The organism is Xanthobacter sp. ZOL 2024, assembly GCF_052932325.1.
In genome coordinates this window covers 70275-97028 of sequence record NZ_CM128808.1, presented here as the reverse complement: position 1 = coordinate 97028, position 26754 = coordinate 70275, and the positions used below count along the sequence as shown (strand labels likewise).

The 26754-nt window shown below is 64.9% G+C and carries 26 protein-coding genes and 1 pseudogene; 3 read left to right on the top strand and 24 right to left on the bottom strand.

Annotated features, from left to right (window positions below; all coding sequences use genetic code 11):
* Nucleotides 1-14: 14 nt before the first annotated feature.
* On the top strand, nucleotides 15-1973 hold the full coding sequence (locus tag ACU4E7_RS00465; protein WP_238125026.1) for a B12-binding domain-containing radical SAM protein: 1959 nt from the start codon (nucleotides 15-17) through the stop codon (nucleotides 1971-1973).
* Here ACU4E7_RS00465 and ACU4E7_RS00460 read toward each other — a convergent pair.
* The 19 genes and pseudogenes from ACU4E7_RS00460 to ACU4E7_RS00370 form a co-directional block, all read right to left on the bottom strand.
* Entirely contained in the window at nucleotides 1910-2728 is an 819-nt protein-coding gene (locus ACU4E7_RS00460) for a class I SAM-dependent methyltransferase (protein WP_238123799.1), read from the bottom strand. The genes ACU4E7_RS00465 and ACU4E7_RS00460 overlap by 64 nt on opposite strands.
* Before the next feature lie 2 nt (nucleotides 2729-2730).
* Nucleotides 2731-3756 (bottom strand): HesA/MoeB/ThiF family protein, encoded by a 1026-nt coding sequence (locus ACU4E7_RS00455; protein ID WP_238123800.1) that lies wholly within the window; start codon nucleotides 3754-3756, stop codon nucleotides 2731-2733.
* Entirely contained in the window at nucleotides 3731-4084 is a 354-nt protein-coding gene (locus ACU4E7_RS00450; RefSeq protein ID WP_238123801.1) for a hypothetical protein, read from the bottom strand. Before ACU4E7_RS00450 ends, ACU4E7_RS00455 begins: the two co-directional genes overlap by 26 nt.
* Nucleotides 4085-5628: 1544 nt before the next feature.
* Complete coding sequence (locus ACU4E7_RS00445; protein ID WP_238123802.1) at nucleotides 5629-6750, bottom strand: Fic family protein; 1122 nt, start codon at nucleotides 6748-6750, stop codon at nucleotides 5629-5631.
* Nucleotides 6751-7459: 709 nt separating this feature from the next.
* Nucleotides 7460-8668: pseudogene (locus ACU4E7_RS00440) on the bottom strand (IS91 family transposase); the annotation flags it as partial.
* Between the two features lie 13 nt (nucleotides 8669-8681).
* Entirely contained in the window at nucleotides 8682-9563 is an 882-nt protein-coding gene (locus ACU4E7_RS00435; RefSeq protein ID WP_238123803.1) for a tyrosine-type recombinase/integrase, read from the bottom strand.
* A 138-nt stretch (nucleotides 9564-9701) separates the two neighbouring features.
* A complete protein-coding gene (locus ACU4E7_RS00430) occupies nucleotides 9702-10130 on the bottom strand; it encodes a hypothetical protein (protein WP_012112614.1) in 429 nt (142 codons plus the stop codon).
* A 5-nt stretch (nucleotides 10131-10135) separates the two neighbouring features.
* Entirely contained in the window at nucleotides 10136-12115 is a 1980-nt protein-coding gene (locus ACU4E7_RS00425; protein ID WP_447020239.1) for a conjugal transfer protein TraG, read from the bottom strand.
* Nucleotides 12116-12139: 24 nt separating this feature from the next.
* Complete coding sequence (locus ACU4E7_RS00420; protein WP_447020208.1) at nucleotides 12140-13879, bottom strand: relaxase/mobilization nuclease domain-containing protein; 1740 nt, start codon at nucleotides 13877-13879, stop codon at nucleotides 12140-12142.
* A gap of 264 nt (nucleotides 13880-14143) precedes the next feature.
* Nucleotides 14144-14929 carry a lytic transglycosylase domain-containing protein gene (locus ACU4E7_RS00415; RefSeq protein ID WP_238123807.1) on the bottom strand — a complete coding sequence of 262 codons (786 nt, stop codon included), beginning with the start codon at nucleotides 14927-14929 and terminating at the stop codon, nucleotides 14144-14146.
* 41 nt (nucleotides 14930-14970) lie between these two features.
* On the bottom strand, nucleotides 14971-15516 hold the full coding sequence (locus ACU4E7_RS00410) for a S26 family signal peptidase (protein WP_238123808.1): 546 nt from the start codon (nucleotides 15514-15516) through the stop codon (nucleotides 14971-14973).
* Nucleotides 15513-16043 (bottom strand): DUF2840 domain-containing protein, encoded by a 531-nt coding sequence (locus ACU4E7_RS00405; protein WP_238123809.1) that lies wholly within the window; start codon nucleotides 16041-16043, stop codon nucleotides 15513-15515. Before ACU4E7_RS00405 ends, ACU4E7_RS00410 begins: the two co-directional genes overlap by 4 nt.
* Nucleotides 16040-16294: a hypothetical protein gene (locus ACU4E7_RS00400; protein WP_238123810.1), complete on the bottom strand. Its 255-nt coding sequence runs from the start codon at nucleotides 16292-16294 to the stop codon at nucleotides 16040-16042. Before ACU4E7_RS00400 ends, ACU4E7_RS00405 begins: the two co-directional genes overlap by 4 nt.
* A complete protein-coding gene (gene parA, locus ACU4E7_RS00395; protein WP_238123811.1) occupies nucleotides 16291-16944 on the bottom strand; it encodes a ParA family partition ATPase in 654 nt (217 codons plus the stop codon). Before parA ends, ACU4E7_RS00400 begins: the two co-directional genes overlap by 4 nt.
* Nucleotides 16941-18080 (bottom strand): replication initiator protein A, encoded by a 1140-nt coding sequence (locus tag ACU4E7_RS00390; protein ID WP_238123812.1) that lies wholly within the window; start codon nucleotides 18078-18080, stop codon nucleotides 16941-16943. The genes parA and ACU4E7_RS00390 overlap by 4 nt, the downstream gene beginning before the upstream one ends.
* Before the next feature lie 14 nt (nucleotides 18081-18094).
* Nucleotides 18095-18373, bottom strand: coding sequence for a helix-turn-helix transcriptional regulator (locus ACU4E7_RS00385; protein WP_238123813.1), 279 nt, complete (start codon nucleotides 18371-18373; stop codon nucleotides 18095-18097).
* Nucleotides 18374-18512: 139 nt separating this feature from the next.
* Entirely contained in the window at nucleotides 18513-18974 is a 462-nt protein-coding gene (locus ACU4E7_RS00380; protein WP_238123814.1) for a DUF2285 domain-containing protein, read from the bottom strand.
* On the bottom strand, nucleotides 18937-19281 hold the full coding sequence (locus ACU4E7_RS00375) for a transcriptional regulator domain-containing protein (RefSeq protein WP_238123815.1): 345 nt from the start codon (nucleotides 19279-19281) through the stop codon (nucleotides 18937-18939). Before ACU4E7_RS00375 ends, ACU4E7_RS00380 begins: the two co-directional genes overlap by 38 nt.
* A gap of 119 nt (nucleotides 19282-19400) precedes the next feature.
* Nucleotides 19401-19661: a DNA -binding domain-containing protein gene (locus tag ACU4E7_RS00370; RefSeq protein WP_238123816.1), complete on the bottom strand. Its 261-nt coding sequence runs from the start codon at nucleotides 19659-19661 to the stop codon at nucleotides 19401-19403.
* Nucleotides 19662-19795: 134 nt separating this feature from the next.
* On the opposite strand from ACU4E7_RS00370, the gene ACU4E7_RS00365 reads away from it, so the two are divergent.
* Nucleotides 19796-20044 (top strand): helix-turn-helix domain-containing protein, encoded by a 249-nt coding sequence (locus tag ACU4E7_RS00365; protein WP_238123817.1) that lies wholly within the window; start codon nucleotides 19796-19798, stop codon nucleotides 20042-20044.
* Nucleotides 20045-20118: 74 nt separating this feature from the next.
* On the opposite strand, the gene ACU4E7_RS00360 is transcribed toward ACU4E7_RS00365, so the two are convergent.
* Nucleotides 20119-20445 (bottom strand): DUF736 domain-containing protein, encoded by a 327-nt coding sequence (locus ACU4E7_RS00360; RefSeq protein WP_238123818.1) that lies wholly within the window; start codon nucleotides 20443-20445, stop codon nucleotides 20119-20121.
* Between the two features lie 716 nt (nucleotides 20446-21161).
* Between ACU4E7_RS00360 and ACU4E7_RS00355 the strand changes: the two genes are divergently transcribed.
* On the top strand, nucleotides 21162-21707 hold the full coding sequence (locus ACU4E7_RS00355) for an AAA family ATPase (RefSeq protein ID WP_238123819.1): 546 nt from the start codon (nucleotides 21162-21164) through the stop codon (nucleotides 21705-21707).
* Between the two features lie 20 nt (nucleotides 21708-21727).
* Here ACU4E7_RS00355 and ACU4E7_RS00350 read toward each other — a convergent pair whose 3' ends face one another.
* The 4 genes from ACU4E7_RS00350 to ACU4E7_RS00335 all read right to left on the bottom strand — a co-directional run bounded on the left by ACU4E7_RS00350 (nucleotide 21728) and on the right by ACU4E7_RS00335 (nucleotide 26729).
* Nucleotides 21728-21895, bottom strand: a complete 168-nt coding sequence (locus tag ACU4E7_RS00350) for a hypothetical protein (protein WP_238123820.1) — start codon at nucleotides 21893-21895, stop codon at nucleotides 21728-21730.
* Between the two features lie 383 nt (nucleotides 21896-22278).
* Complete coding sequence (locus ACU4E7_RS00345; protein ID WP_238123821.1) at nucleotides 22279-23199, bottom strand: DUF2493 domain-containing protein; 921 nt, start codon at nucleotides 23197-23199, stop codon at nucleotides 22279-22281.
* Nucleotides 23200-23537: 338 nt separating this feature from the next.
* Entirely contained in the window at nucleotides 23538-24575 is a 1038-nt protein-coding gene (locus ACU4E7_RS00340; RefSeq protein WP_012112596.1) for a DUF7146 domain-containing protein, read from the bottom strand.
* Nucleotides 24576-24665: 90 nt separating this feature from the next.
* Nucleotides 24666-26729 carry a ParB/RepB/Spo0J family partition protein gene (locus tag ACU4E7_RS00335; RefSeq protein ID WP_012112595.1) on the bottom strand — a complete coding sequence of 688 codons (2064 nt, stop codon included), beginning with the start codon at nucleotides 26727-26729 and terminating at the stop codon, nucleotides 24666-24668.
* Nucleotides 26730-26754 lie beyond the last annotated feature (25 nt).

Here is a 26754-nt window from a genome sequence, read left to right as displayed (position 1 = left end):
ACTCGCCCTTTTTCTTGCCGGTCGGCCTGTTGAGCGTGGCTGCGGCCGTTCGAGCGGCAGGCCACAGCGTCCGAATTATCGACTTTGAGTTTGAACACCGGATTGGTTGTGGTTTCGCGCCTGACGAACCTGTGTCAACGTTCGTCAATCGGATCGCCGAACATCCGGCCTCGGTAGTCGGCATTACCGTGCTTGCGGACACGCTTCCAACGGCGCTAGCTATTGGCCGATATCTGAAGCGTGTGCGGCCGGAGGTACGGGTCGTACTGGGCGGGCCGGGAATACATGGGACCGCGAGAGCGGTCGCGGCGCGGTTTGCAGAATGCGTTGATTATCTTTGCATAGCCGATGGCGAGAGCGCACTCCTCGCCCTCCTTGAGAGCGATCTCGATCTACTTGGGGACGTGCCGGGCATGCTCACGGTTGGGAGTGGGACCAAGGTCCAATCCGCGCCGAGCGTCCGTATCGACGCGCTGCCCTTCCCGGCCTACGACCTCGTCGATGTGCCGGCCTACCTTGCCATCGCCAGCCCGCGCATTTTCGATCTGCACGTGGGCTCGGGGTGCACATACAAGTGCTCTTTCTGTACAACAGCGCCATTCTGGAAGCATGTCTTTAGCGCTCGTTCGCCCGGAACCATTCTCGCTGAGATGGAACGGCTATCACAGGCCTATGGCATCAGCGATTTCAACATCATCCACGATAACTTTGTGAATGACAGGCGCTACATCGATGCGTTCGTCGCCTATTTTGCGGAGAACAACACGCGTTTTTCTTGGGGGTGCGCCGTTCGCCCCGACAACGTACCGCTTGACTTGATGAAGCGAATGCGGACTGCAGGCTGTCGTTTCCTCTTCTGTGGCACGGACGCAGGAGACGCAGCGATCCTGCGAGACATGCGCAAGATGACCTCGAGCGCCAAGTCGTACCGTTTTTTTCGCGACGCGCGAGAGGCCGACTTGGTTTTCGAGACGAACACGATCATCGGCTATCCTAATGAGGACGATGACGCCCTCGAGGCGGCGCTAAAAATCGTCTTCGACGCCATCGCGCACGGAGGATACACAGCCGACGTCAGCGTCTTGCAGCCGTTGCCAGGCGCCCCTGTAACGATGGCTCATCGCGACCGCATCGAACCGACCTTCGGGAGCCTCCAAACGTACCTCCCCGTTGAGGCTCGCGACCTCATCACCGAGCACGGTGACGTGTTCACAGGCTTCGGCTTTATACGTCAGGCCAACATGCCGTATGAATACTATACTCGCTTGGCAGAACTCATACGCTATTTCACCCGCCACTTCTTCCGCTCAATCTACTTCCTTAAAGAGATTATGGGGGTTCCGTATCGTGTCGCCCTGGAGGGCGTCGCAGGGGAGATTTCGCCTTCTCGCTACGGTGAACGTCTCAGCCGCTTCGCTGAAGACGTGGGAGCATCGCAAGATGAGCTGGCGGCTTTTCGGAGTGTCTACTGCTTCGAAGCAGGAATCGAAGCCGTAAAGGGCGTGGATGTTGTCGCTGAAATCAGCAACGTATATGCACGGCCGACCCAAAATCCCGAGACAGCGCGCGTCGTCGTCGTCGACATCGACCATGAGGTCCATCTAATGTTTGCCGCGCTTCCCCGAATTGAGACTGCGGTGCGGAATCCTGTCAGCTATTTATTTCGGCGCGAGGGCGGAGATGTTGCCTCAATTCGCCTTAAGGATTGGCAGCGCGAGCTTTGGCAGACACTGGGTAATTCGCTGGCTCCACCTCAGGCGGAGGGGTTGCTCTCCAACGAATGGGCTTCTCGACTGGCGGCGCGGACTGGGGCGAGCTTTCACTCTGCGTACTCCGCGGTCGCCGCCACACTTCAATTGTTCAGTGCGGAGTCACTGAAGCAGACTAGATGCGACAGCAAACCTTGTGATCAATCGCGCCGAGCTTGGAGCGAGAATGACAAGGGTAGCTGCGGTTTATCCGCGGGTATATGAAACGCACCTTCGTCCTCCCGCTCCTCAAGCCAGTCCCAGTATTTGAAGCTCGAAATAAACGGCCATTCGTGCAGGAACTCGATCCGGAGCCCGGCTTGCGCAAAACCTGTGACAATGTCGCCGAGCGTCCACTGCCACTCATAGCTTCGCTTCGTCCCTTCACCGGAAAGGCCAACGTAATCGAGGCCGACGGACGAGGTGGGCTCCACGTCGTGAAAATAGTTTAGGTCACCGCTAGCGGGGTTATAGGCTGTCGGATCGAGTTCTAGCATGAATGGCAGCAGGCTATGTTCTTCGTAGACGTAGACCCTGCCGCCCGGGGCGAGCAACCGGGCGACAATTCGAGCGAACTCGGCGAAGTCGTCAAGCCAGTAGAGTGCGCCCTTGCCGACGTAGACGATGTCAAAGTGCTCGTCGAGCGCGAGATCGTAGACGTCAGATCGAATAAAGCGAACGGGCAGGCCTAGGACTGCAGCCGCACTGCGCGCTGCAGCGATTGCTTCGTCAGCGATATCAACCCCCGTGCAGCGAGCGCCGAGGCGCGCTAGCGAAAGGGTATCATGACCGCAATTGCACAGGAGGTGGATCAAACGGCGTCCCCGCACGTCGCCGAGTTCCTCGCGTTCGACGCGCGCGAGGCTGCAACCGCCTTGGAGAACACGACCCAGCGGGTTGTTCGGGTTGCGGAGATGGAGCGTCGTCGCCTCGTTCCACGCCGCACGGTTCTTTTCCCTGTATTTTGCAAGATTGTTCACGACTAATCTTCTCCCTCTGCGCATGCGGGCGTTCGCGAGATCGCTGTCTGTCGAAGGTCGATCCAAACGCTGTGGCCCAAAGAGAAAGGGACGCCACCCGCCAAGTATTCGATGATGTCACGAGCCATCAACGCACCGAGTATCGTGTTGAGCGGAGCAAAGGAGACCGGCTGCAGGGGCTCCTCGACAGCGCCCAACGCCGCAGCTCGAGCCCTCGCAAGCCTCTGCAAGCGGAGGTAGTCTGGAGCGCCGCCAGGCGGAACCAGCGGCCCATATCGTCCGTCCAGAAAGCCGCAGCCGCCACCGAGGAAAGGCACATTCCGAGATCCGCAGTACTCGGCCACAGCTTCCAACACCTCACACGCGGGGTGGTCTGCGGTGTTGACGAAAAACGCGATGGGCAGCGATAGTTCAAGATCTTCAAGGTTGTTGGCGCGATCGACCGAATAACTCCGTGTCTCTACCCTCGCGTCCGGCAGGCGCGTATGCACGTAGTCAGCTGCTGCATCCACTTTCGCGCGCCCGACATCGCATTTGGCAAAGGTGAATTGACGGTTTAGGTTCTTGGTCTCGACGACATCTGGGTCGATCAGTGTAAACCGCCCAACTCCTGCACCAACGAGATGCTGCAGCACTACGGTTCCCGTACCTCCAACGCCGAGGATTACCACGTGCGCATCGAGCAGCGCCCCTTGAGCTGCACGCGGGTCAAGCCCGATACCTGCGAAATATGAAAAGTTCGCCGCAAATGGCTCACCGTTCCACGGGTTCGTTTCCTCGGGTACTACAAACCCCAGTCGTGTCAGCGCGTGAACCATCTCTGCACATTCCGAGTCTTCTGCCGCCGCAGCTTCGATTTCTGCGCGGGTAAGACCTTTCCGGATGGACAAGGCGAGTTCGGCGCAGCGGGGCGAGCAGTCCGGAAACTTGAGAATGACATCACTGCTGAACAGGACATCTGCACCGGATCGTGCCAGGATGACGTGGTCGGCTAGCTTTAGTCTATCTGGTCGCTGCACTTGCTTCATCCTGTTCGTTGTTTTCGTTCCTGAACCTAAGATTCTTGTAGTCAAAATTGGCGAGATGCGGGAGATCGAAGCCGACTATCCGCGAGTTCATAAGCCAGTGGTGACGAAGATTGACGAGAGGTATCACCGGAACCTCCTCATCTAGTAGGTCTACGAGTGCAGCCAAGCATTCGTTCGCGCCGCCCGCCGCGCCGTAAAAATAGTCTGCGGCGAGTTTCGCCACCTGTATTCTTTTGTCCGGCGAGCCCACCCGGGCGAGCATCACCATTGCAGCCTCGAGCTCGGCGATCGGGTCGGGGAAAGATGGGTAGCGTAGCTCGAGGCGCATGTCGGCACCGCTTCCCGCAGGCGATCCGAATGGAACCGATTCGAGCGCAACGACGAGGTCAAGCGTTTCTGCCCAACACCTCTGCAGAAACTCCGCGACTATCCGGTTTGGATAATAGTCGTAGAACGCAAGGCGGACCGGAGATTGCCCGTCCTGCAGTGAGCGAACGGTCCGCTGAGACGCCGTTCGAGGCCTCAAACGCGCGCCAGGTGGCCGCGTTGTGGCTAGGACGCTTTGGCGGGAGGTCGCTCCGCCGCAAAGCGCAGCTGAAAGAGCGTTCCTGTCTAGCGCGGCCGAGAGCTGGGCTCGAACGTCGCGCCGCAGCAAGGCTGGATCAAGCGCTGCTCCGAACTCAACCTGCATCCAGATAGGCGCGGGTCCGGAATGGAATTCGGAGCGTCCGGACCACTCGGCCAACGATGACAGTGGGAACATGGTGCTGCAGGTGACGTCTACCGCGCCGCGAAGGAAACGGTCAGGCACGCCGCTCACATCTCGCCGGAGAACGAACTCAAGGTGCGGTCGCTCTGAGGCGCCGGGAGAGCAAGGGTTGGGGGCGAATCGGAGCCACGATTGATAGAAGTCTACGTGTTCGAGGACGTACGGCCCCAAGCTTGGCGCGCAGGAATCCCAGAGATGACCCCAGCCCGGCCCCAGTTCATCCGCACAGAGGAGCGCGGGAAGGTGGCGAACCGGCCGCCTCGTGTCGATTGCCAAAGTATCACCGCGACCCTCGATAACATCCATCCATTGCAGATGATGGGCCCAATATGGGTGCTTGGCTTGGGCTTGGCGAAGCCGTTCGGCAATATCTCCCGCGCCGAGCGCACGTCCGTCCGACCAGCGAAAGTGGGGACCGACCCGGAACCGGTGCCGTAGGCCGCCTTTTGTTGAAGTACCATCCACCAGGACGCCAGGAAGCGCAGCCTTTCGGAGATCGTCGAACCGTAGCAATGGCTCAAGCGCTGCCGCCCCGACGTATCTCCCAATGTAGTCGAGCGCGCCAGGGTGATGGAGCCCGAGCGGCATTTCGTCGATTTCCAAGCGGACTATGCGCTCCATGGGGCCCGGTAGTCGGGGCTCGTTTGAAACGGCGACTCGTGGTCGATCCAATTCGAACCTAGAGTCGAGGCCGCATGTGCCCTTAGGAGTACGGAATACAATCTCATCCGCCAATAATAGCACCTTCCTTCAGCAGCGGAACTTCCGAGTGCGGATCAGGTGATCGCGGGTTCAGGACGGAGCCTTGTTCAAAGTTGAGCAACAGTCGTGGATGCTGTCTGCCACTTGCCTTGCGCGACCGCGCGACCGCGAGCCATTTGCAACGTCCGCTTTCGGGTCACGCCTTTCGGATGCTGAACGGCTGTGATGGGGTCGGGAGCAGAACGACAGCTAAATGGCATTCGCTACCCGATAGCAGACCGTACGGAGACGGCCCCAGACCGGCCATTCGTCGTGGTCGCAGCGAGCTTCTGCTTCTGGCGCGGCACAGCAAAGAGCCAGCCTATGCCTGGATCGCGTGAGTGACATGAGCCGAATTGGCGCTATGGCTTCGAAGCGGTTCCCGGCAGATTCAGGTGGTAGCGCGTATAGCGGCGCTCACCGGTTCGCGTCAGGGCGCCTTTCTCGACCAGATCGTGGAGGTCACGCGTAGCGGTCGGACGCGAGGTGCCGGTGATCGCGATGTAATTCTCTGCGCTCAGGCCACCCGTGAATCCGCCCGGGCCTTCACGAAATAGCCGGGTGATCACCTTCTCCTGGCGTTCGTTCATCTTGTCGCGGAAACGATCGTAGAAGTGCGTCTTAGCGATATGGAAGGCGACGCGGCCCAGCGTCGTCTGCTGGGCCGCGATGATCGTTTCGGCAAAGTAGATCAACCAGCCGGTGATCTCGAGCGTCCGCTGATAGACCTCCAGCTGTTCATAATAGGCCTTGCGGTGCTGCTCGATGGTATGGGCGAGTGCGATCAGCGTCGGTTGTCCAATGTTCTGCGCGAGGGACTTTTCCGCGACGGCGCGACCGATCCGACCGTTGCCATCCTCGAAGGGGTGGATGCTCTCGAAATAGAGATGTCCCATCCCGGCACGCGTGAGGGCGGGTAGCGGCGTGCTGCCGTTCGGTGCCGAGCCGTTGAACCAGGTGAGAAAGGCGGTCATCTCGTCGGGAACCTGGGACGAAGGCGGCGCCTCGAAATGCACTGTCGGTCGATCGTAGCGACCGGATACGATCTGCATCGCGTCTTCATGACGACGGTAGCCGCCGATCGTCTCCAGATGCCGGCTATCTGCCATGAGCATGCGGTGCCAGCGGAACAGGGTATCGTCGTCCAGCGGATCCGCCCAACTCCGGTATAGATCAGCCATCATCTCCGCGATGCCGCGTTCCCTCGGCTTCACCGCGCGATCGTCGGTATCGAGGCCAAATTGCCGGCGCAGGGAGGATTGCACGCTCAAACGATCCAGGGCCTCACCCTCGATCGCGCTGGTCTTGACCGCCTCCTCGCTGAGGAGCTCGATCCGCAGCAGGTCGCGGTCATCGTCGCCCACGTGGCGGACCGCGCCGATCACCTCTCCGGAGAGCAGCAGGAAGTGCCGCTCCAGCGGTTCAAGGGCTGCCGGATCATAGGTCAAATGCGGCCAATGAGGCTGCGTCCAATTCCATGCCATGAGCGATAGAGTCTCCCCTCTATAGCTCGCATATTAGCCGATATCTGATTTATAGAAAGCCGTCCTATGGCTCACGCGACCCACGGGGCCGAAATGCATTGTGGAACGAAGGGCGCGACTTTCTCCTCCTTGGCGCCGAAAACGCAATAGGATGGCACGGATCGGGCAGCATTTCTCGACAACGGAGATCGCTCGCGAAAGCCTTTCAAGCCATTGATCCACTGATCGATTAAGCGAATTGCGATAGTGGCCTGGTATCTGATCGGAGCATGGACGAACGTGCAGTTGCGCTCGATTAGATCGACCTACAACGTCCGGCTTTAAACACCTCGTCAATGTCTGTATCTGTGAAGGGTTTCGGATGCCGGCCCGATCACGAGGGTGAGGCTGGGCGCGCGGGCCGGCGTCGGAAAGCCCCCAGGGGAGGAAACCGCGGTCCGACGTGCGCGACGGTCGAGGTCTTTGCGGTGCTATGGGGATTTGAGGCGGGCGTCGACGGGGGAAATACCGATCGAGGGGCGGATATCCAGGCACTGGGTGGTACCCACCCAGTCCAATCGTGCACGGGGCGTCGTGGCGGCAACATCTTTCTGGTGCCGCGATGATGATGGAAGTGGCCTCGCGGATGGCAGAGCGCACACGGCCCCGATGCCGGAGATGGCATGGCCTGCGACGAGAGCCTGATACCGGGGAACGGGCGCGGTGCCCATGAGCTGTCGATCCTGATGGGTTCAGCGGACCAGGTCCGCGGTAGTGATCCGCGAGCGAAGGTCTCGATGATGGTCATGAGGCCACCGCAGCAGCGGCACCGCGGCCGCTCGTCGGCTTTCTCCTGCTCAGCAGAAGGCGTCGGGTGCGTGCTCTCCTCCTGCGGCCCCAGCAGCGCGCGGATCCTCTCGATGTTGGCGGCGCGTACCGCGCTGGCGAACAGGCCGTAGTGCCGGATGCGGTGGAAGCCGTCGGGCAGGACATGGAGCAGGAAGCGGCGGATGAACTCATCCGCCGGAAGCGTCATGGCCTTGATCCAGCCATTGCCCGCGGCCTTGGCCCTGGCGCGGTAATCCTTCCAGCGGAAGGTGACGCCGCGGTCGTCCAAGGCAAGGAGCCGGCTATTTGAGATCGCCACACGGTGGGTGTAGCGCGACAGATAGGCCAACACTGCGGCAGGGCCGGCGAAGGGGCGCTTGGCATAGACCACCCACTCGGCGCGGCGCAGGGGCGCGAGCAGCACCTCGAAGGCAGGCGTCTCCGCCAGTGGTGTGAGATCGCCGAAGAAGGCGAGCCGGCCGGCGGCATGCAGCGCGCGCAGACCGTCGAGGAAGAGCCGCCGGAACAGGCGGGACAGCACCCGCACCGGCAGGAAGAACCGGGCCCGGCCGGAGATCCAGCGGACGCCGTCTGCCGAGAGCCCGCCGCCAGGCACCACAGCATGGATGTGGGGATGATGGGTGAGCGCAGATCCCCAGGTGTGGAGCACGGCGGTGATGCCGATGCGGGCGCCGAGATGCCGGGGATCGGCGGCGATGGTGGTGAGCGTCTGGGCCGAGGCCCTGAACAGCAGGTCGTAGACCGCCGCCTTGTTCTGGTAGGCGATGGCGCCGATTGCGGCCGGCAGGGTGAAGACAAGATGATAATAGGGCACCGGCAGCAGTTCAGCCTGGCGGGCGGCGAGCCAGTCCCGGGCGGTCGCCTCCTGGCACTTCGGGCAGTGCCGGTTGCGGCAGGAGTTGTAGGCGATCTCCAGATGGGTGCAGCCGGCACAGCGCGCCACATGCCCGCCGAGCACCGCCGTGCGGCAGGAGCGGATCGCCGACATCACCTTCAACTGGCCGCGGCTGAGATGCCCGGCGTGGGCCTTCTCATAGGCATCGCCATGGGCGTTCAGGATATCCGCGACCTCCAGCGCAGGCCGCGCCACGGACCGGCACGGCTCACAGGGGCGGCGGGGTCAGCAAGGAGAGCGGGCTCTCCACCTCGCGCAAGGTCTTCAGGGCGACGCGGGTATAGACCGCCGTGGTGTCGAGCTTGCGATGGCCGAGCAGCACCTGGATGACGCGGATATCGGTCTTGCGCTCCAGCAGGTGGGTGGCGAAGCTGTGCCGCAGGGTGTGCATGGAGACGCGCTTGTCCAGCCGGGCGGCGGAGGCGGCGGTCCTGCAGGCCCGGTCGAGCTGGCGGGTGGTGATGGGCTGGCCCGGGTCGCGGCCGGGAAACAGCCAGCCCTGCGGCCGCCGCTCCTTCCACCAGCGACGCAGCAGGTCGAGCAGGTCGGGCGCGAGCATCACGTAGCGATCCTTGCGCCCCTTGCCCTGCTCGACGCGGATCAGCATCCGCGCGCTGTCGATATCGGCGACCTTCAAGTGGGCGACCTCCGACACCCGTAGGCCGCAGCCATAGGCGAGGCTGAGCGCGGCCCGGTACTTGAGGTTCGGCGCATGGGCGAGCAACAGCGCCACCTCCTCGGTGCTGAGCACCACGGGCAGTCGTTCGGGCGTCGGGATGCGGGCCATCCGGTCGCCGAACCCCGCCCGGCCGAGGGTGACGTGGAAGAAGAAGCGCAACGCCGTGCAGGCGAGGTTCATGCGGGCATAGCTGGCGCCGAGGCTGGCGAGATGCAGCTGGTAGCGCCGCAGGTCCTCGGGCTCGGCCTGATCCGGCGCCCGGCCGAGGAAGGCGGTGAACGCGGCGACCTGGCGGATGTAATCGCGCTTGGTGTGGTCGCCGAACCGGCGGATGGTCATGTCCTCGATCATCCGCTGCCGCAGCGGGCTGATGGCTGGCCGCGTGTTGGTGGAATGCTCGGAAGCGTCCATGGGGGCTCTCCAAAGGTTGAGAAACCCCGTGATGCTCCGCCCGCGGATGCCGGGCGCCACATCGAAAATAGCCAGCCGCCCTTCATGCAGGGCCGCTACCGCGGCAGCGGTTTAGTCCTCTGGCGGAGGGCCCCTTTCTCACGTTTTATAAGCGCCGCTGTCCTCAGAAACCTCATGCGCCAGCCTCGGCCCCTTCGCGAGCCGGCGCCCCAGCGCCGCGACGAACGCCTCATATCGCTCCCCCGCCTTGGCTCGGGCTGCCTGGGCCGCCGGCTCAGGCAATGCCGGCGTGGTGGCCAGCCAGAACCGCACGAACACTGCCAGCGTCTCGACCGAGATGCCGAGGTCCCGCTCCAGCCGGGCCATCCGTCGGTCCAACTGATCGAGGCGCTTGGCGATTGCAGCTTCCCGCTGCTCCGCGGCGTCCGGCGACAGGAAGGACGCGATGGCCGCCTCGGCGATCAGGGACTGAGGCTGGCCGCGCCGCGCGGCATAGTCGGCCAGCAGCCCCATCGTCGCGGGATCCAGATAGACCGAGATCTGAGCCTTCTTCTTGCGTGGGGTCATCGCTATCACAGCTCCATGCCATCATTGGGATCGAGCGAGACCTGACGCGCGACGCCCTGCATGACGCCCGTCATGCGACTGGTCCGGGCCACGTCGTCTTCAGTCTCATCGACCAGATCGATCTCGAACTCGTTCCGCACTTGCTGCGACGTCTCCACCGTCTCTACTCGTGCAAGCTCCGGCTGGCGCCGTTGCTCCGAGCCGGTTGTGTCCTCATCGTCACTTTCCTCGACCATCAGGCTCAGTTGCGATGGCGCGGGCAACGGAAGTACCGTCCAGTCGTCGGTCTGGCGATCGCAAGGAGCCGAGAGCTCCGGCGGATGCAGTACCCGCTCCCTGAACCGCTCATCCTCATAGTAGCGCGCCTTCTTCGCCCGGATCGGCGGCGTGCCGGCCACCATGACGATCTCGTCGGCGGGCGGAAGCTGCATCACTTCGCCCGGCGTCAGAAGCGGACGGGCTGTCTCCGAGCGGGAGACCATGAGGTGACCAAGCCAGGGGGAGAGTCGGTGGCCAGCATAGTTCTTCATGGCCTTCATTTCGGTGGCAGTGCCGAGGGCATCGGAGACGCGCTTGGCGGTGCGCTCGTCATTGGTGGCGAAGCTCACCCGCACATGGCAGTTGTCGAGGATGGAGTTGTTCGGCCCGTAGGCCTTTTCGATCTGGTTCAGGGACTGGGCGATGAGGAAGCTCTTCAGCCCGTAGCCCGCCATGAAGGCAAGCGCCGACTCGAAGAAGTCGAGCCGTCCGAGCGCGGGGAACTCGTCCAGCATGAGGAGCAGCCGGTGACGGCCGACCTTCGCGTGAAGGTCCTCGGTGAGGCGACGTCCCACCTGGTTGAGGATCAGCCGGATGAGTGGCTTGGTCCGGTTGATGTCCGAGGGCGGCACGACGAGGTAGAGGCTGGTCGGGCGGGTACCCGTCACCAAGTCGGTGATGCGCCAGTCGCAGCGTCGCGTCACCTCGGCCACCACCGGATCGCGGTAGAGCCCGAGGAAGGACATGGCTGTAGAAAGCACGCCGGACCGCTCATTCTCCGATTTGTTGAGGAGCTCGCGCGCGGCGCTGGCGATGACAGGATGGGGGCCTGCCTCTGCCAGATGCGCCGTCGTCATCATGGCGCCAAGGGTCGTCTCAATGGGGCGCCGGGGATCGGAGAGGAAGGCGGCGACGCCCGCCAGGGTTTTGTCCCGCTCGGCATAGAGCACATGGAGGATGGCGCCCACGAGGAGGGCGTGGCTGGTCTTTTCCCAGTGGTTGCGCTTTTCCAGCGAGCCCTCGGGGTCCACCAGGATGTCGGCGATGTTCTGGACGTCCCGCACCTCCCATTCCCCGCGGCGGACCTCCAAGAGGGGATTGTAGGCGGAGGAGCGCACATTGGTGGGGTCGAACAACAGCACGCGCCCGTGCCGTGCCCGGAAGCCGGCGGTAAGCTGCCAGTTCTCGCCCTTGATATCGTGGACGATGGCCGAGCCCGGCCAGGTGAGGAGGGAGGGCACGACGAGGCCCACGCCCTTGCCGGACCGGGTCGGGGCGAAGCACAGGACGTGCTCGGGCCCATCATGGCGCAGATAGTCCCCACCATGGCGCCCCAACACCACGCCGTCGGGCCCGAGCAGCCCCGCCGCGCAGATTTCTTCCGGCTCGGCCCAGCGGGCGGAGCCATAAGTCTCGACACGCCTTGCCTCCCGGGCCCGCCAGACCGAGAGGCCGATGGCGGCGGCGATGGACAGGAACCCGCCGGACGCAGCAATCACGGCCCCCTCGGTGAAGATCGCCGGCGCATAGGCGTCGTAGAAATACCACCACCAGAAGAAGGCCGGCGGGGGATAGACCGGCCAGGGCCCCAGCTGGAACCAGGGCGGGCCGAGCTGGTCCTGGAAGCCCAGCCGCCACGCGACGAACTGAGTAGCACCCCAGGTGGTGGCCAGCACGATGGCGAAGACGAGGAGGATCTGGCCCCAGAGGATCTTGGTCGCGGACATAAGGCGCTCCGGTGAAGGATGGGGTCACAGGCCAAGGCCGCGGGTGCGGCCGAAGGACCAGTCGATGCCGCCGTCTGAGCGGGCGACGCCGGAGATGTGCTTGCCGAGTTGCTTCTCCAGGGAGGGCGTCCACGGCACGAGCTGGAAGCCGAGGCCGTCACCGATCATGGCGAAACGACCCGAGGCGAGCGCGAAGCGCTGGCGATAGGAGCCGGCGACATAGTCTCCCGTGCCTGACCGCTTGAACGGCTGCCCGGTTTCGGCGGAGAGCTTCTCGCCCAACGTCTCGATCTCCCGCTGGCGCAAGGTCTCGATCAGGTCCCGGGCGAAGGTCACACGCTGGCCGTGGCGCTCGGCCAACCCCTCCCGGACCAGATGGTCAGCGCGGCGCTCCATGGCCTCGCGCACCTCGGCGCCGAAGCCGCCCTCCGACAGGGCTGCCGGCGCGCGGCTGAGCGCCTGCCGGTCGAGCCAGGTGGCGCCCGAGGCCGTGACCTGGCGTTCGATGTCGAGGTCGGAGCGGACGGCCAGGGCGACCCGCAGCTGGCCGCGCCCATCCTCGAATCTCCGGAGCTCCACGACGGAGCCGGGCGCGCCGTCGTCTGCCGCATCAAGGTCGGGCAGCCGGATGTGGTGGGTGCGCCCGTCCAACCCGTCGACCACGGCATAGGCTGTGCCCTTCAGTTCATCATCGAGGCCGCGATCGACGAGGCGGCCGATGACGGGATCGTCCAGGCTCTCGCCGGCGAGCACATAGCTCGCGGCGCCCCGCTGGATGCCCTGGGCGGTGAGCGCGCGGTGCATCCTCTTGATGATATCGCCCCGCTCGCCGAGGGCGCGCAATGTCGCCTCGGCCTTCTCGTCGATCACCCATTGGCCTGGCCCGATCTCGTCGGCGAGCCCGAGGGCCTCGAGCTTGCGGAGCCGCCCGACCTTCATCGGTAGGAAAGCGTCCGGCCCGCCATCAGCTTCGCGCGCCACGTCAATGATGCCGGCCTCGCGCTGGTCCCGAACCAACTGCCGGTCGAGCTGGGTCCAGCTCTCCGCCTCCACCTGCCGCTCGACGGCGCGGTGGATGTCGAGGTCGGTGCGTGGCCCCAGTTCCTGGGTGACCAAGCCCTGCGCGCGGGCGCGCATGCCCTCCTTGATGTAGTCGCGGGAGATGACGAGGTCCTGGCTATCGTCGGTTCGGCCCCGCACCAATATGTGCAGGTGGGGATTGTCGGTGTTCCAGTGGTCGACGCCGACCCAATCCAGCTTCGTGCCGAGGTCCTTCTCCATCTGCCCGACGAGATCGCGGGCGAAGGACCTGAGGTCAGCCATGTCCGCCGCATCCTCGGGCGAGACGATGAAGCGGAAATGGTGCCTGTCGTCGGCGCATCGCTCCGCGAAGGCGCAGCCGTCTCCCTCCTCAGCGCCCGGCCCGAACAGGCGGGCCTTCTCCCCATCCCGGGTCACGCCCTCCCGACGCAGATAGGAGAGGTGAGCCGAGAGCGGTGCAGCCCGCACCGAGTGCCGCACCACGCGGGTCTTGATGACCACGACGCGCGAGCGCCCGGTGAGGAACCGATTGGCGACGATGCTCGCCGCCCGGCCGCGGCCGAAGCGCGAGCGGGTGCCAGAGGAGATGCGACCGGACCGGGAGACGTGCCCGCCGGCCTTCTGGGCCGCCGCGAGGGCCTGGGCGATGAAAGGGCGGGCGCGCTGGGCCCGGGTCGAGCGGATACGACCCGGCCGGACGCGGAACTCATGCTCATCGGCCATGACGCGCCCCCGCAAGGTGCGAAAAGCTAAACGGGACCAATGGCTTGAGCGTTCTACGCACATTGCCGAACAGCGCCGCAATGTGCGTTTGGCTCAAAATTCCCAAGCAAAAACAACCGCCCGACCGCAGCGCACCCTGCGCCCTTTTATCTCGCCATCGATCGGTTGTTTCTTGCCATCGATCGGTTGTTTCTTGCGTCTCCTCTCCAGACATGCGCCCCACTACGAGAAAGCCCGACAGGGTGCGCATAGGCGCGGCCGTACTCATGGCGCGCCTCCCGTGCCGCCGCGAGCAACGAACAGCCCATCAGACTGCGGAACGATCGCCGAGACATCGCGCACGTCACGCACCGGCTGTGCACGATCGGGTGACACCGGATCTGCAGCCGGCACCCGGATCGGCGGCACGGCGAAGATCGAAGACCGGGCCCAGGATGCCGCTTCGACCGCCGGAGGAGCGGACAGCTTCCGCGCGTCGTGCTCGGTTTCACGGTGTGCAATGTCCGACGCCAGCTTGTCGACATAGGCGCGCGTCTCCGCCGGCAGGGGTCGCTCCTTCCGAGCTGCATCATAGCGTCCTGCCCCGGCATTGTAGGCGGTGAGGAAGCCGGGGTTGCCGTAGCGGTCGAACAGCTCCCGCAGATGAGCCGCGCCGGCCATGATGTTGTCGTACGGGTCATAGGGATCGTCGCCGAGGCCGTAATGAATGCGCAGTTCGGCCCAGGTCTCGGGCATGATCTGCATCAGCCCCATGGCGCCCTTCGGCGATGTCGCGCGCGCAGCGCCATCGCTTTCCGCGCGCATCACGCTTCGGATCCAGACGGAGGGAATGTCGAAGCGCTCCGCCGCTTCCGCGATGAGATCCGCGTAGGGTTCGCTCGGTACCGGCAGCTTGTGTGTTGCCGAAGCCTCTGCCGACAGGGCAGCACTCGCCCAGCCGAAAGGCATTCCGGAAAGGAGAATAAAGACGATCGCGCCGCGGCGGGCGCGCGCTCTTTTTGATTTGTCCGTCGGGGGACGGACACGCAGGAACAAATCCGCCTGCAGCATGATGGCCTCTCGAAGCTGATGGTGGTTTTGCTCGGCCGCGCTCAGCGTGTCGGTGCGCGCCAGGCGAAGTGTCCGTCTCCGGCCTCGTCGGTGTAGATCGGCACCGCGCGGCCGATCACGGTGCTGGCCGGCAGTGGCCCGAAGTAGCGTCCGTCGAGGCTGTCGGGCACGTTGAAATTCATGAGGAAGAGCTCGCCTGCGGCGATGCGCCTGCAGCCGCGCCAGACCGGCAGCGGACGCCCCATGCGGTCGCGCTCCAATGCTTCGCCGTACGACACGCCATCCACGGTGATGGAGCGGTCTTTCCGGCAAACCTCCTGGCCGGGAAGCGCCGCCACGCGCTTCATCAGCGGCACACCAGCCCCCACATAGCCGCGCGCCACCAGGAAGCGGTCGAGTGCCGCCGGAGGCGTAATGGCGAGGAGGTCCGTGACCTCGAGCCTGCGCGCCGGCTCGATGGCGTAGAGCCCGATGGGTGCGCTGGCGGAGACGTTCCACACCAGCTTCAGCGGTGTCGGAACGAAGGAGGCCGCCGCGACCCCCATCACCGAGAAATACGTCACCATCGCATAGCCGAAGCGGGTCATTGTTCGCACTCCCGCCGCTTGAGCCAGGCCTGATGGCGCTCGACCGTGTAGGTTCGGAGCGCGTGGCCGGCCGCCAGGCGATTGTGGACATGCCGCCAGTGATCCGGGGCCACGTCGGCCCCATGGATGCCGAGGGCATCGACGGCATCCATGTGCTGGAGCACCTTCTCCACCTTCGGCCAGCCGTCCGCGCGCAGCAGGATCTCGCCGCCGGGGCGCACGAAGGGCAGCGTCTGATAAGCCTCGCCCGGCGCCACGGCCCGCACGATGTCGATGCGCGACACCACGGTGCCGAAGTCGTTCGCAGCCCAACGGACGAGCGCGAAGATGGCGCCTGGGGCGAAGGAAACGATGCGGCGGCTGCGGTCGAGGGTCTGCGCATGGACCGGCCGGCCGAAGCGGATCCAGTTCTCGATCCGTTTCTCGATCCAGGTCAGCTCCACATGGGTGAGCGGATCTGCGGTCGGCGCGGCCGGTGACGGGGCGATGGGTCGGGGAACGGAGTATGGCGCCGGCGTGCTCATCATGAGGCCTCTCCTGAGGTGGGAGGAAATTCACGGGTGAGGAGCTCGCGGAGCATGTCCGCGACGGTCTGGCCGCGTCCGAAGGCGGCGATCTTGATGCGCCCGCGCAGGTCGGCCGTGATGTCGATGGTGAGCCGCGCGGTGAAGGCTTCGGCTGATCCATGGCCAACCGGCCTCGTGTCGGCGTCCTTGATCCAGTGCTCTGGATCGGCCGGACGCGCGGCAAAGCCCTTGCGCGTTCGTTGCCGGGTCATGGCGTAGATCTCGAACCGGCGAGGCCGGCGATCTCGGCGGAGAGCGCAATGATCTCCCGCGCTGCTGGCCCACCCTCGTCGAGCTCGCCGACGAGCCGTCCGGACTGAGCGGACATGGCGAAGGCGACGCGCTGGCCGACAGTGCTCACGAGCACGGGCGGATCGTGATCCGCCAGCGTCTCGGCGGTCTCGCGGGCGAGCACGGTGCGAGCGCCGCAGCGGTTCAGCACGAAGCGCGCGACAAGCTCCGGGCGATAGATGCGCGCCTCGCTGAGGAGGGCGAGCATCTCCGCGGACGCCCATCCATCGAGCGGTGATGGCTGCACCGGGATCAGGACCAGATCGGCGGCGAGCAAGGCCGAGCGCATCAGGCCGGCGACGCGGGGCGGTCCGTCGATGACGACCATGTCGGCATCGCGTGCCAGCTCGGGGGCTTCCCGGTGCAGCGTATCGCGGGCGAGGCCGACGACGCCGAACAGGCGCGGCAACCCCTCGCGGCTGCGCTGCTGCGACCAGTCCAGGGCCGAGCCCTGCGGGTCCGCGTCAATGAGCGTGACACGCTGGCCGCGGCTCGCCCACGCGCCGGCGAGATGAAGGGCGAGCGTCGTCTTGCCGACGCCGCCCTTCTGGTTGAGCAGCGCGACGATCATCGGGATGCTCCCGATGTGTCGGCAAGCATCGCTTTTCCTGCTGTCAAAGGATCGGGAGCGTGAAATCCGTCTTTACGGAAAGACGGAAGACCATCATCTTGAGAAGCGTACGGGAGATGGCAGTTATCCACATCGCCTGCGCGCCTTTTAAGGTTAGACTCTATGTTAGATTCTAAGTTAGGGGTGCAATTTTCATTTTCATCACCTGGGCTTGAGACCTGTTTCGGTTCCCGATGGCACGGGAGGCCCGTTCCCGATGGCACGCCAGTCCGGGTTCCGGATGGCACGAAGGCTTTCACAGCTTTTCCACAGGACGCCGACGGCTCGAAGGTGAGAAGCACCCGCCCGCCAATCTCCACCTCCGTGAACAGGGTGTAGCCCGGCAACGGCTGACGGCGGACGATGTCGCGCAGTTCGAAGGCGAAGCGCTTGAAGGGCGAGAGGCTGCCGGATTTGAGGTGGAGGTGGCGGAAATCGAAGCGCCAGCCCCGGCGCTGCCGCCCGCCATGCTTGCGCACAATCCGGTAGAGCCAGCGCTCCAGCCCGCCCGTGAGGTCGAAATACTCCCGGTCGATGGTGAGGACGAGCGCGTCCTCGACGATGGCGCAATAGAACCAGTCGGGGACGATGAGCTCGATCCCGGCGGGCTTGCCATCCCGATCCGTGCGCTCCTTCCACTCGTTGATCCAGGAGAAGCGGTGGCGCCGGCCCTCCGTTCTCTGGCGGATGGAGGTGGACACTGTGGTGGACTGCAGGCGGTCCAGGGCGGCCTTCAGGCGCTGATAGTCCCTGATCGATGTGCCCCGGCCGACGAACCGAAGGATCTCGTAGGGCGTCGCGGCCATGAAGCGCGAGGTGCGCAGGCCGGCGTCGCGCGCTTCGACGATCTGGCTGGCCGCCCAGATCAGGATATCCGCATCCCAGATGGTGGCCATGCCATGGTCGGGCACCGCCTCGACCCGGATCGCGATGTCGCCGGAGACAAAATCGATGGGGGCGACACGGTGGGTCTTGGCGAGGGAGAAGAAGGGATAGGCCATGAGATCCTGCGCATCGCGGGGCGCGAAGGCGCCGGGGAGTGCGCGGAAGAGCTCAAGCTGTCTGCCAGGTTGCGGAGAGCGGTGCGGTGCGGCCATGACGAAATGGCCGCTCAGCGCGCCAGGCTGCCCGGCAGGACGCCAGACATGGAATGACGCTTGGCCGGCAGGATGGAGCCGCGCGGATCGGAGGTGGAGGTGACGGCGCCTCGGGCCACCCAGGCCTGCAAATCCTCGACGGAATAGACGACGCGTCCGCCGAGCTTGCGATAGGCGGGACCAGTTCCGTAGGTGCGGTGCTTCTCGAGCGTCCGGGGCGAGAGGCTGAGGAAGACGGCGGCTTCCTTGGTGCGCAGATAGCGCGGCGGCAGCGGGACAGCATCGGGGCGCATGGATCGAACCTCCGTGGGCGCTATCGGGCCACTGATCATCAGCGGCGGATGGCGATCACGGTGGCGAAGGGCGGCCGTCGTGAGGGATGGGGAAGTTGAGGGGCGTAAAATGCCCACCCCGAACGTCTCGGCGATGCTGTTATGGTCGCCGACGATGACGCAGGAGCTTGAGATAGCCGCCGGCGATCAGCGCTCGGCCGCCCTTGACGAGACCGATGACGCGATCGCGCAGCGACGAGGTCTTCCAAGGCTCGGCAGCGATGCGCCTCTGGTCATAGAGAGCGAATGCGATGTCGCGATAGCTGGCGCCGTCAGTGCGTCCGTCTGCGGCCAGCATCATGGCGCGCAGGCGCTGTCGCTGCTGTGTGGTCATCCGCGTGTCGGGGAGCGCCGGGCGACCTTCGATGGTGCGCCAAAAGCGGGATAAAGCTTCCACGCGGCCCACGATATCGGTGTCCAGCGGAATGATCGCAGCGATAGGCGCGTCAGAAACAGAGCCCGGCAAGGCAAGGAGTTGGGACGAACGCGCGGCCAAGCCAAGGATGGCAAGCTTCCCCTCAGGGCTACTTTGCACCACAGAAACGTTGTCGAGGACGTTCATGTGTGCGCCGGCCAAGAAATCCGGCGATGGACCAAGAAGCACGACGGCCGGGTCGACGATGGGAGACCACAAAACGGTCTGCTCGACGGCGCTCATGGCAGGGCGTGCTGCGAAATCGCAGCCCCCAGCGCTGCTCCACCTCCCGGGGGAGCGGCTCGGCGTCGGTGCCGGTGGTCACGATGGACTGATAATGATCCTGATAGGCTTCGTCCCGGCGCAGGCATTCCCAGGCGAGGCCTTCGACCGACAGGTCGTCGAAGTAATCGTAGCTGGCGTTATCCCGCCAGCGCGATGTGTCCGGCTTCATTCACTCGTCTCCGCATCAGAGGCGTGCGCATTGAGCAAAGACAATCGGGGATTGAGAGGGGCGTGAGAAGCCGGCTAAAAGGCATCGCGTGATGCGCTTGCGGCATCACCCCTGTCGACTCAGGCGGGGCTGCGGAGAAGGTCTTTATAGCCGCCGGCGGCCATCCATCGTGCTCGGGCAAGATGAGTGTCGTGAACATGACGGGCGCGCTCGGGCTCCCGAGCCGCGTCGATGCCGAACAGCACCGCGGCGATCTCCTCCCAGCCGGCGCCATCCGCCGTTGCATCAAGCAGACGGGCATAGAGCCTGATGTGGGCCCGGTCATAGTCCGTCAGTTCGGGACCCGTCGGTGCAATGTCCTCGAACGCCGCAGTCACCATGTCTGCCTGCCACTTCTCTCAAGATCGGGTTCTTCCCAAAATCCTACACGACTTCCAATGACACCACTGCCACGGTCGCGTTTGTAGAGAATACTCCGTGGTGAAATACTCATCAAGGCGATGCTCTCTCGACCATGGAGATCCGAGAGGTGTTCGCCCGGAATTTGAAGGCTGCGAGGCTCGCCAAAGGCCTGTCGCAGGAAGAGCTCGCCCATCGAGCCGGGATCGACCGCACCTATATCAGCTCGTTGGAGCGCAGCGTCTATAACGCCAGCATCGATGTCGTAGATCGCCTGGCCGGCGCCCTTGAGCTCGACGCCGCCGCCTTGCTGAAGAGACCCGCCGCGGACGTGCCGAGCGGCCCCGAAAACCCGGTCGAGTGAAGCGCGGGACCGGTTGGCAACTGCTGACTTCGAAGTGAGAGCCCCGGCCGGAGCCGGCCGGGGCGTTGGGCGGCTCACTCGCCGCGTCGCCCGCTGGGGCGGGACCAGATCAGCGAGAAGGTGTCGCCGTCCTCGTCGTCGAAGAGGTTGGCGTAGATCGGGGCGTTGAAGCTCGGATCGTCGAGCTTGAGGCCCAGATAGTCGCGCCCCTCGCTGGAGCGCTTGGACCAGGCGGCGCCGATCTCGATCCGACCCACCAGGACCCGGTGGCTGGGAGCATTCTCACCATTGGCGCGCAGCTCGGGGACGATGCGCACACCTTTGGCCTGAACGCTGAGGGTGACGATCTCGCCGGTGAACTCGTTCGCGCCGATCTTCTTGAAAGTGCCGATGGTGGCCATTGTCGATCTCCGTCTTCCGTTTCCGAGCCCGCACCGTTGCGGCCTCGATGGCGATCGAAGGGCGGAAGGCGACTGCCGCCGCACCCCGGCAGGGGCTTGATGGCCAAGGAGGACTTTCTTGTCCCGCGAGGAATGGGCGGAACGCTCAGGGGAAGAAAGCCCGACGCCGCCATTGCGGCAGAGGCGGTCGAGGCGCAGCCGGCCTTCGGCCAGATCAGGCCATGGAAGAGGCCAGCTGGTGCGCGCGATCAACGGTTGGAGATAAGGAGGAGATGGCGATCTCTCACGGGCCCTGCACGAAGGCGGCCCAACCTTCACCGGTGTTGACCTCTTCATTTTCCGGCCATTGCGTGTGCTTCGAACTGACAGGACCAACGGGTGGAACGCTTTCCTCACCGGCCATGCGATGGCTCGCGCGCAACCGCGCGAAGCTTGTCACCAAGCCCTGCCATGCTTGCGCACTCGCGGCCTCGTGCCTCGATCCTTTCGCCGTCGCCATCGCATCCTCGACGACATGGGAAATGTCGCCCCGCTGATTTGCTCTTGCCTGATCGGGTCGTGTCGCTCCAAGGCCCGCGCCAGGGGCTGGACAGAGCGTATGGCGAGGCTGCACTGGTCAGCCTGATGTCCCCATGAGGCAAGGATCGAAGGCCGAGATCGTGTGCACCGCGGGTCAGTTCAAACACCGCGTTACCGCGCCAAATGAGATGGTGGGTATGGATCGTTATGTCGTCATTTCGGGTTGCTCCGGCGGGGGCAAGTCGACACTGATCGCCGAGCTTGCACGCCGTGGCTTTGCCGTGGTCGAGGAGCCAGGGCGGCGCATTGTCGCCGAGCAGATCAGCGGCGGCGGATCGGATCTGCCTTGGGTGGATCTGGCCGCTTTCGCGCGACTTGCGATCGCCATGGCGCTGGAAGACAGGTCCACGGCGCTTGCCCAGAGCGGATGGGTCTTTTTTGACCGTGGGCTTGTCGATGCGGCCGTTGCGCTTGAATACGCAACCGGGGAGCCCATTTCCGAGACGCTCTGCAATGCCCATCGCTACAATCGCACTGTCTTTATGACACCCCCATGGCCAGAGATCTTCAGCGGCGATGACGCGCGCCAGCACGATTTGTCGGCGTCGATTGCCGAATATGAGCGCCTGATCGCAGCCTTTCCGAAGCTCGGCTATGAGGTGACGATCCTGCCCAGGGTATCGGCTGCCGACCGCGCTGATTTCATCATCGGCCAACTGGGAGCCCTGAACCAAGTAGATTGAGGCGTCTCGTTTCACTCCTGTTAGGACCCGAAGGGGTCGATCTCACGGATGATCTGGGAGGCGTCGCCGTCGAACTCGTCGGCAGGCACAACGGACAGAGTGCCGTCACCGGCGCGGAAGATCACGATGACGACCATCAAGGTCTTGGCGAGGCTGAGGGCGAAGGCCTGTGCATCGGTGGAGGACATGGGGTCCGGCTCCTGCTCGAAGCGGAGGAACATCCCCCGCTGACAGGCGCCCGACGGGTCCGGCCGCGGGCCGCAATCACCGTGGAGGCAAAGCCGCAACGGCGGCACGCTGTGCGTAGCCGACCCCTTGCGGGTTGATGGCGTCAGGCCCTCGGTCGGACCAAGGAACAGCGCAGGAAAGCGGGGGTGGTCTCTTGCTCGAAGAGCACCGGGTGCAGCCATTTGCCTGCATGGTCGGGCTCAGGAGGCGCGTTGAGCTCCACCCGTGATAAGCGGTGGTCCCGCTCGCTTGTCCGCTGAAAACCGATGATGGGAACCGCAATCTCGTGAAAAGCGGTGACGCACCGTGAAATCCGATTCCGACGATGAAGGAAGGGCAGCGCTCATGCGCCGCCCGACCCAAACCGGTAGACGGGGATGCCGAGCTTGCGGGCCTTGTCGGCGAGATTGTCCTGGATGCCCGTGCCGGGGAAGATGATGACCCCGATGGGCGTGACCGAGAGCATCTGGTCGTTGCGCTTGAAGGGGGCGGCCTTGGCGTGGCGTGTCCAGTCGGGCTTGAACGCGACCTGCGGCACCTTACGGGCATCAGCCCAGCAGGCGGCGATCCTTTCGGCACCCTTGGGTGAGCCACCGTGCAGCAGCACCATGTCAGGGTGCTTCGCGCGGACCTGATCGAGCTTCGCCCAGATGAGCCTGTGGTCCACCGTGTCGCCGCCGGAGAAGGCGATCTTCGGACCTGCGGGTATCAGCACCTCGGTCTCCGCCCGCCTGCGGGCGGCGAGGAAGTCGCGGCTGTCGATAAGAGCTGAGGTCAGGTGCCGATGGTTCACTAGGGATCCGGCGCGTGGGCGCCAGGCTGAGCCGGTGTGCCGCTCGAAGGCATCGGCGGCTTCATCCCGCATCAGCTCGAAGGCATCGCGGCGCTCCATGAGGCTCTGCCCCTCGACGATCAGACGTTCCAGTTCCACCGAGCGCACCTCGCTGCCGTCCTGCTCCTGCTGGCTACGGCGCTGGCCCTGCTCATTGTCGTCGAGGGTACCGGAGATGCGGCCGGCGGCACGGTGGAAGAGATGGACGGTCGACCAAAGGAGGTCGGGAAGGTCGGGCTCCAGGCGGGTGTCCTGCAGTGTCGCGATCAGCGCATCGAAGATATCGGCGATTGCGCCGGTGATACGGTCAGTTTCGGGAAGCGGCCGGGAATCGGGCTCGTCCCCGAAGGGACGGTAGCCGTAGAGCTGAAGTTCCTGCAGCAGGTGATCAGTGGGAGAAGAGGCGTGGGGTTCGTCGTGCTCGGTGCTCATGGGAGGCTCCGTCGATTGGACCGCAGCCTTGCGGCCTTCATGGCGACGAAGCCGGCGGGCGGGACGGACCTGCACCCCGCGGGAAACGCGGGGCCGGAGCGGCAGCGGAGGATGGCGGAGGCCGGCGATTTTGCTTCGCGATGGAAAGGCGTGTGTCGGGACCCGCGACGCTTGCGTCGTGGGGAAACACCGCCGCCGGAAAATCACCGGCCGGAGCCATTGCCGGTCCGGAACGACTGCCGGCCGATCGCCCTCTGGAAGGCCTGGCTGCGGATCCTCTAGCAACGGTGGGCATCAGAGCGTGACGTCAGAGCATTCCCGCTCCCTGTCGCTCCAGCTCACGGGCTCAGCACCATGAAGCGGCCGACGTCATCAGGTGCAAGCTGACATCGGAGTCCCGCTCGCAACGCGTCGACGCCAAAGGCGCGCAGATCCTCGTTGAAGTCTCCGAGAGCTGGTGAGAGCACGATGGCCTCGATCCCGGCAGAAGCCGCTCGTGCGATAAGGCTGTCCCGTGCCCTGTCGCCGGCAGGATCGTTGTCGCGGACGATGTAGAGCCGCCGCAGGTCGGGTGGGAATGCGACGACGGCAAGGTGAGCGGCCGAGAGCGCCGCTGCCATCGGGAGGCTGGGCAGCACGGTCCGCACGGAAAGGATGGTCTCGATGCCCTCGCCGGTGGCCAGAACGTTGTCAGGCCTGCCGAAGCGAACGGCATGTTCCAGCAGGTGGCCCATGGCACGTCGGGGCGTGGCGATGCTTGCCTTGTCCGATCCGTCGGGAGCGAGCCATGTCCGGTGGATGCCCATGACTCGTTGTCTGAGATCGGTGACGGCGGCGATCATGGCCGGCCGGGGTTGAATGGGCTCGCGTGGATCCGGGCGGTAATAGCAGCGCGGGTGAAAGCGCATGCTTCCGGTTTCGTGCAGAGCCGTGATGCCGCGCTTCCGCAGATACGTCTCCACGATTGTGCCCGGAATCGGCTTTGCGGCCGCAAAGAGACGACATGCCGAGGTGACAGGGTCACGTGAAGGGCTGTTCGTCCTGAACACGGGAGCTTCCGCGACCTGCCAGGATCGGGGCATGTGCAGAAAGGCTTGAGCCTCGGCCACCACGTCGCTGAAGTTGGGCAGACCTCGGCTTTCCCGGATGACGTCGAGGAGATCGCCGTGTTCTCCCGTCGCCGCATCGGTCCATTTGCCGGCATGGCCTTTCACGCTGTCCGTCAGCCGCACGAACATGGAGCGGCCGGGCGAGTTGCGAGCATCGCCCACCTGCCAATAGTGCCCCTGCCGCCGACCCGCGGAGAGATAATGGCGGCAAACTGCCTCCGCCTGCCGCCCCAGCCGCCGTGCGAGATCGTGCGCAGCATCCGTCATAGGGACGCTCCAAGAGAAAAGCCCGCCGTCCGGCCACGCGATGGGGGGATCGCGGAGCCACGGACGGCGGGCCAGGTTGCCCGGGGAGGATTATTCGGCAGCAATCGAGGAGGAGATCACTTCGGGCTCCTCAGTGTCGGCGAGGTCTTCCCCTTCGCCCATGGCCGTTTCGCCGTCGGTCTCCGCCGTCTCTTCGCCGGCGGTGTCGGAGGGCTGGTTCCGCAGCGCCTCCGGGAGCCAGCCGCTGTCGGCAAGGAGGGCTTCTGCCTCCCGTGCCATGTCGCCCTTCTTGAGGTGGGCGATCCGCTCAGCTGCACGTTCCCCCTTCGCCTCGGTCACCGCCTGCAGGATGCGGGCCTTGGTGACCCGGCCGAGGAAGGTGTCAACAGTGGGCCTCCATCCCGCCGCCGCCATGTCGAGCCCTACCGCCTGCGCCAACCGGTCGGCATGGGCGAAGGCGCGGGGACGGCGGTTCCATGCTTCATGCACCGCATTGACCGAGAGGCTCACCACATGGGCGAACAAGGCGGCCTGGCTGTCACGCTCCCACCCGCTCAAGGTGTCCCAGAGCGTGCCCGGCTCCTTGGGCAGAGCCTTGGCCCAGTTTTCGTGCCGGACACGAATGGCCTCGGCCGAAACGCTGTCGTTGAGGCCCGGCGCCTGGGCGTTGAAGGACACGCTCTTGAGGTCGAGCTCAAGGCAGCTGTCCGAGCCGTAGACGTAGAAGGCCTTCAGCGTCAGAGCGTGGACCGCAGCGAGGAAGGCGACATCGGGCTGCTCGCCCAGGGCATGGCGCAGGCCGAGGGTGCGATGGGTGGTCAGCTCCGTAAGTAGCCGATCGGAGATCGGCGCGAGGCCGTCTTCTTCCTCGGGCTCCGCAGGTGCATCACCTACGGCTGCTTCCTGACGAGGGGCCGAGGCCGCATGGTCTTCTCCATCGGTCCCGGCGGGAGCTTCATCGTCCTGCACGACCGGCACCTCGTCCTCCGGGCAGACATATCCCCGCTCCACCCGGAGCTTGCCGTCCTGGGCGATGCTGACGAAGGCGCCGGCGCGGCCGACCTCCGCCGGATCGAACGCGAGGGGGCGCGTCTCAAAGGCCTCCAGCACCGCCTCGAGCTCACCGAGCCGCGCATCGACCTCCTCGGGAAGCTCGTCGGCATCGGCATATTCTTCGGAGAGGCGATCATATGCGGCCTGGGCCCTCGCCCGAGCTGCCTCCTCCTCCTCGGTCAGGGGCGTCGGCTCACCCCGCAGCTGGCGCAGGCCGTAGGTGTGGCCATAGGCAAAGTCCGGCGCCACCTCGATCCACTTCCAGCCTTCGCCGCGGATCCCGTCGGCCTCAATGGCGAGCTTTGCCGCCACCATGCGATCGACGAGGGTGACATCCTGCAGCCAGCCGCCGTCGTCCCCCTGGAACAGGTCGCGCAGCACGGTGCCGCCAGCCGTCTCATAGGCCCCGATGCCGATGAAGCGGGCCCGCTTGTCGGATGCCCGCACCGCACCCTCCGTCATCATGCGCCGGATCGCATGGGGTTGCTTGTCGTAAGCCTGGGCGAGACGCTCCAGCACCTGCTCCTGCCGCTCATGATCACCCGACACGGTGAAGGCCATGAGCTGGTCGAGGGTGAGGCCATCCTCGGCATAGACGTCGAGCAGCTTCGGCGAGACGGAGGCGAGCTTCAACCGCTGCTTCACCACTGCGACCGAGACGAAGAAGGCGGCCGCGATCTCCTCCTCGGACTGGCCCTTCTCCCGCAACGCAAGGAACGCCCTGAACTGGTCGAGCGGGTGCAGCGGTGCGCGCTGGACATTCTCGGCAAGGGAATCCTCCTCGGCAATGCCGCCTTCGCGCAGGATGCAGGGCACGGGAGCCGTCCGGGCGAGGCGCTTGCGCTTCACCAGCAACTCCAGCGCCCGGTAGCGCCGGCCGCCGGCCGGGATCTCGTACATGCCGGTCTCGACGCCATCAGCATCGATCACGGTGCGGACATTGAGGCCCTGGAGCAGGCCGCGCCGGGCGATGTCCTCGGCGAGTTCCTCGATGGAGACGCCGGCCTTCACCCGGCGGACGTTGGACTGGCTGAGCACCAGCTTGTTGAAGGGGATGTCCCGCGAGGACGAAAGGGTGATCTTCTGAACGGACGTGGCCATGGGATGCTTCTCCGCGACGGGCGGC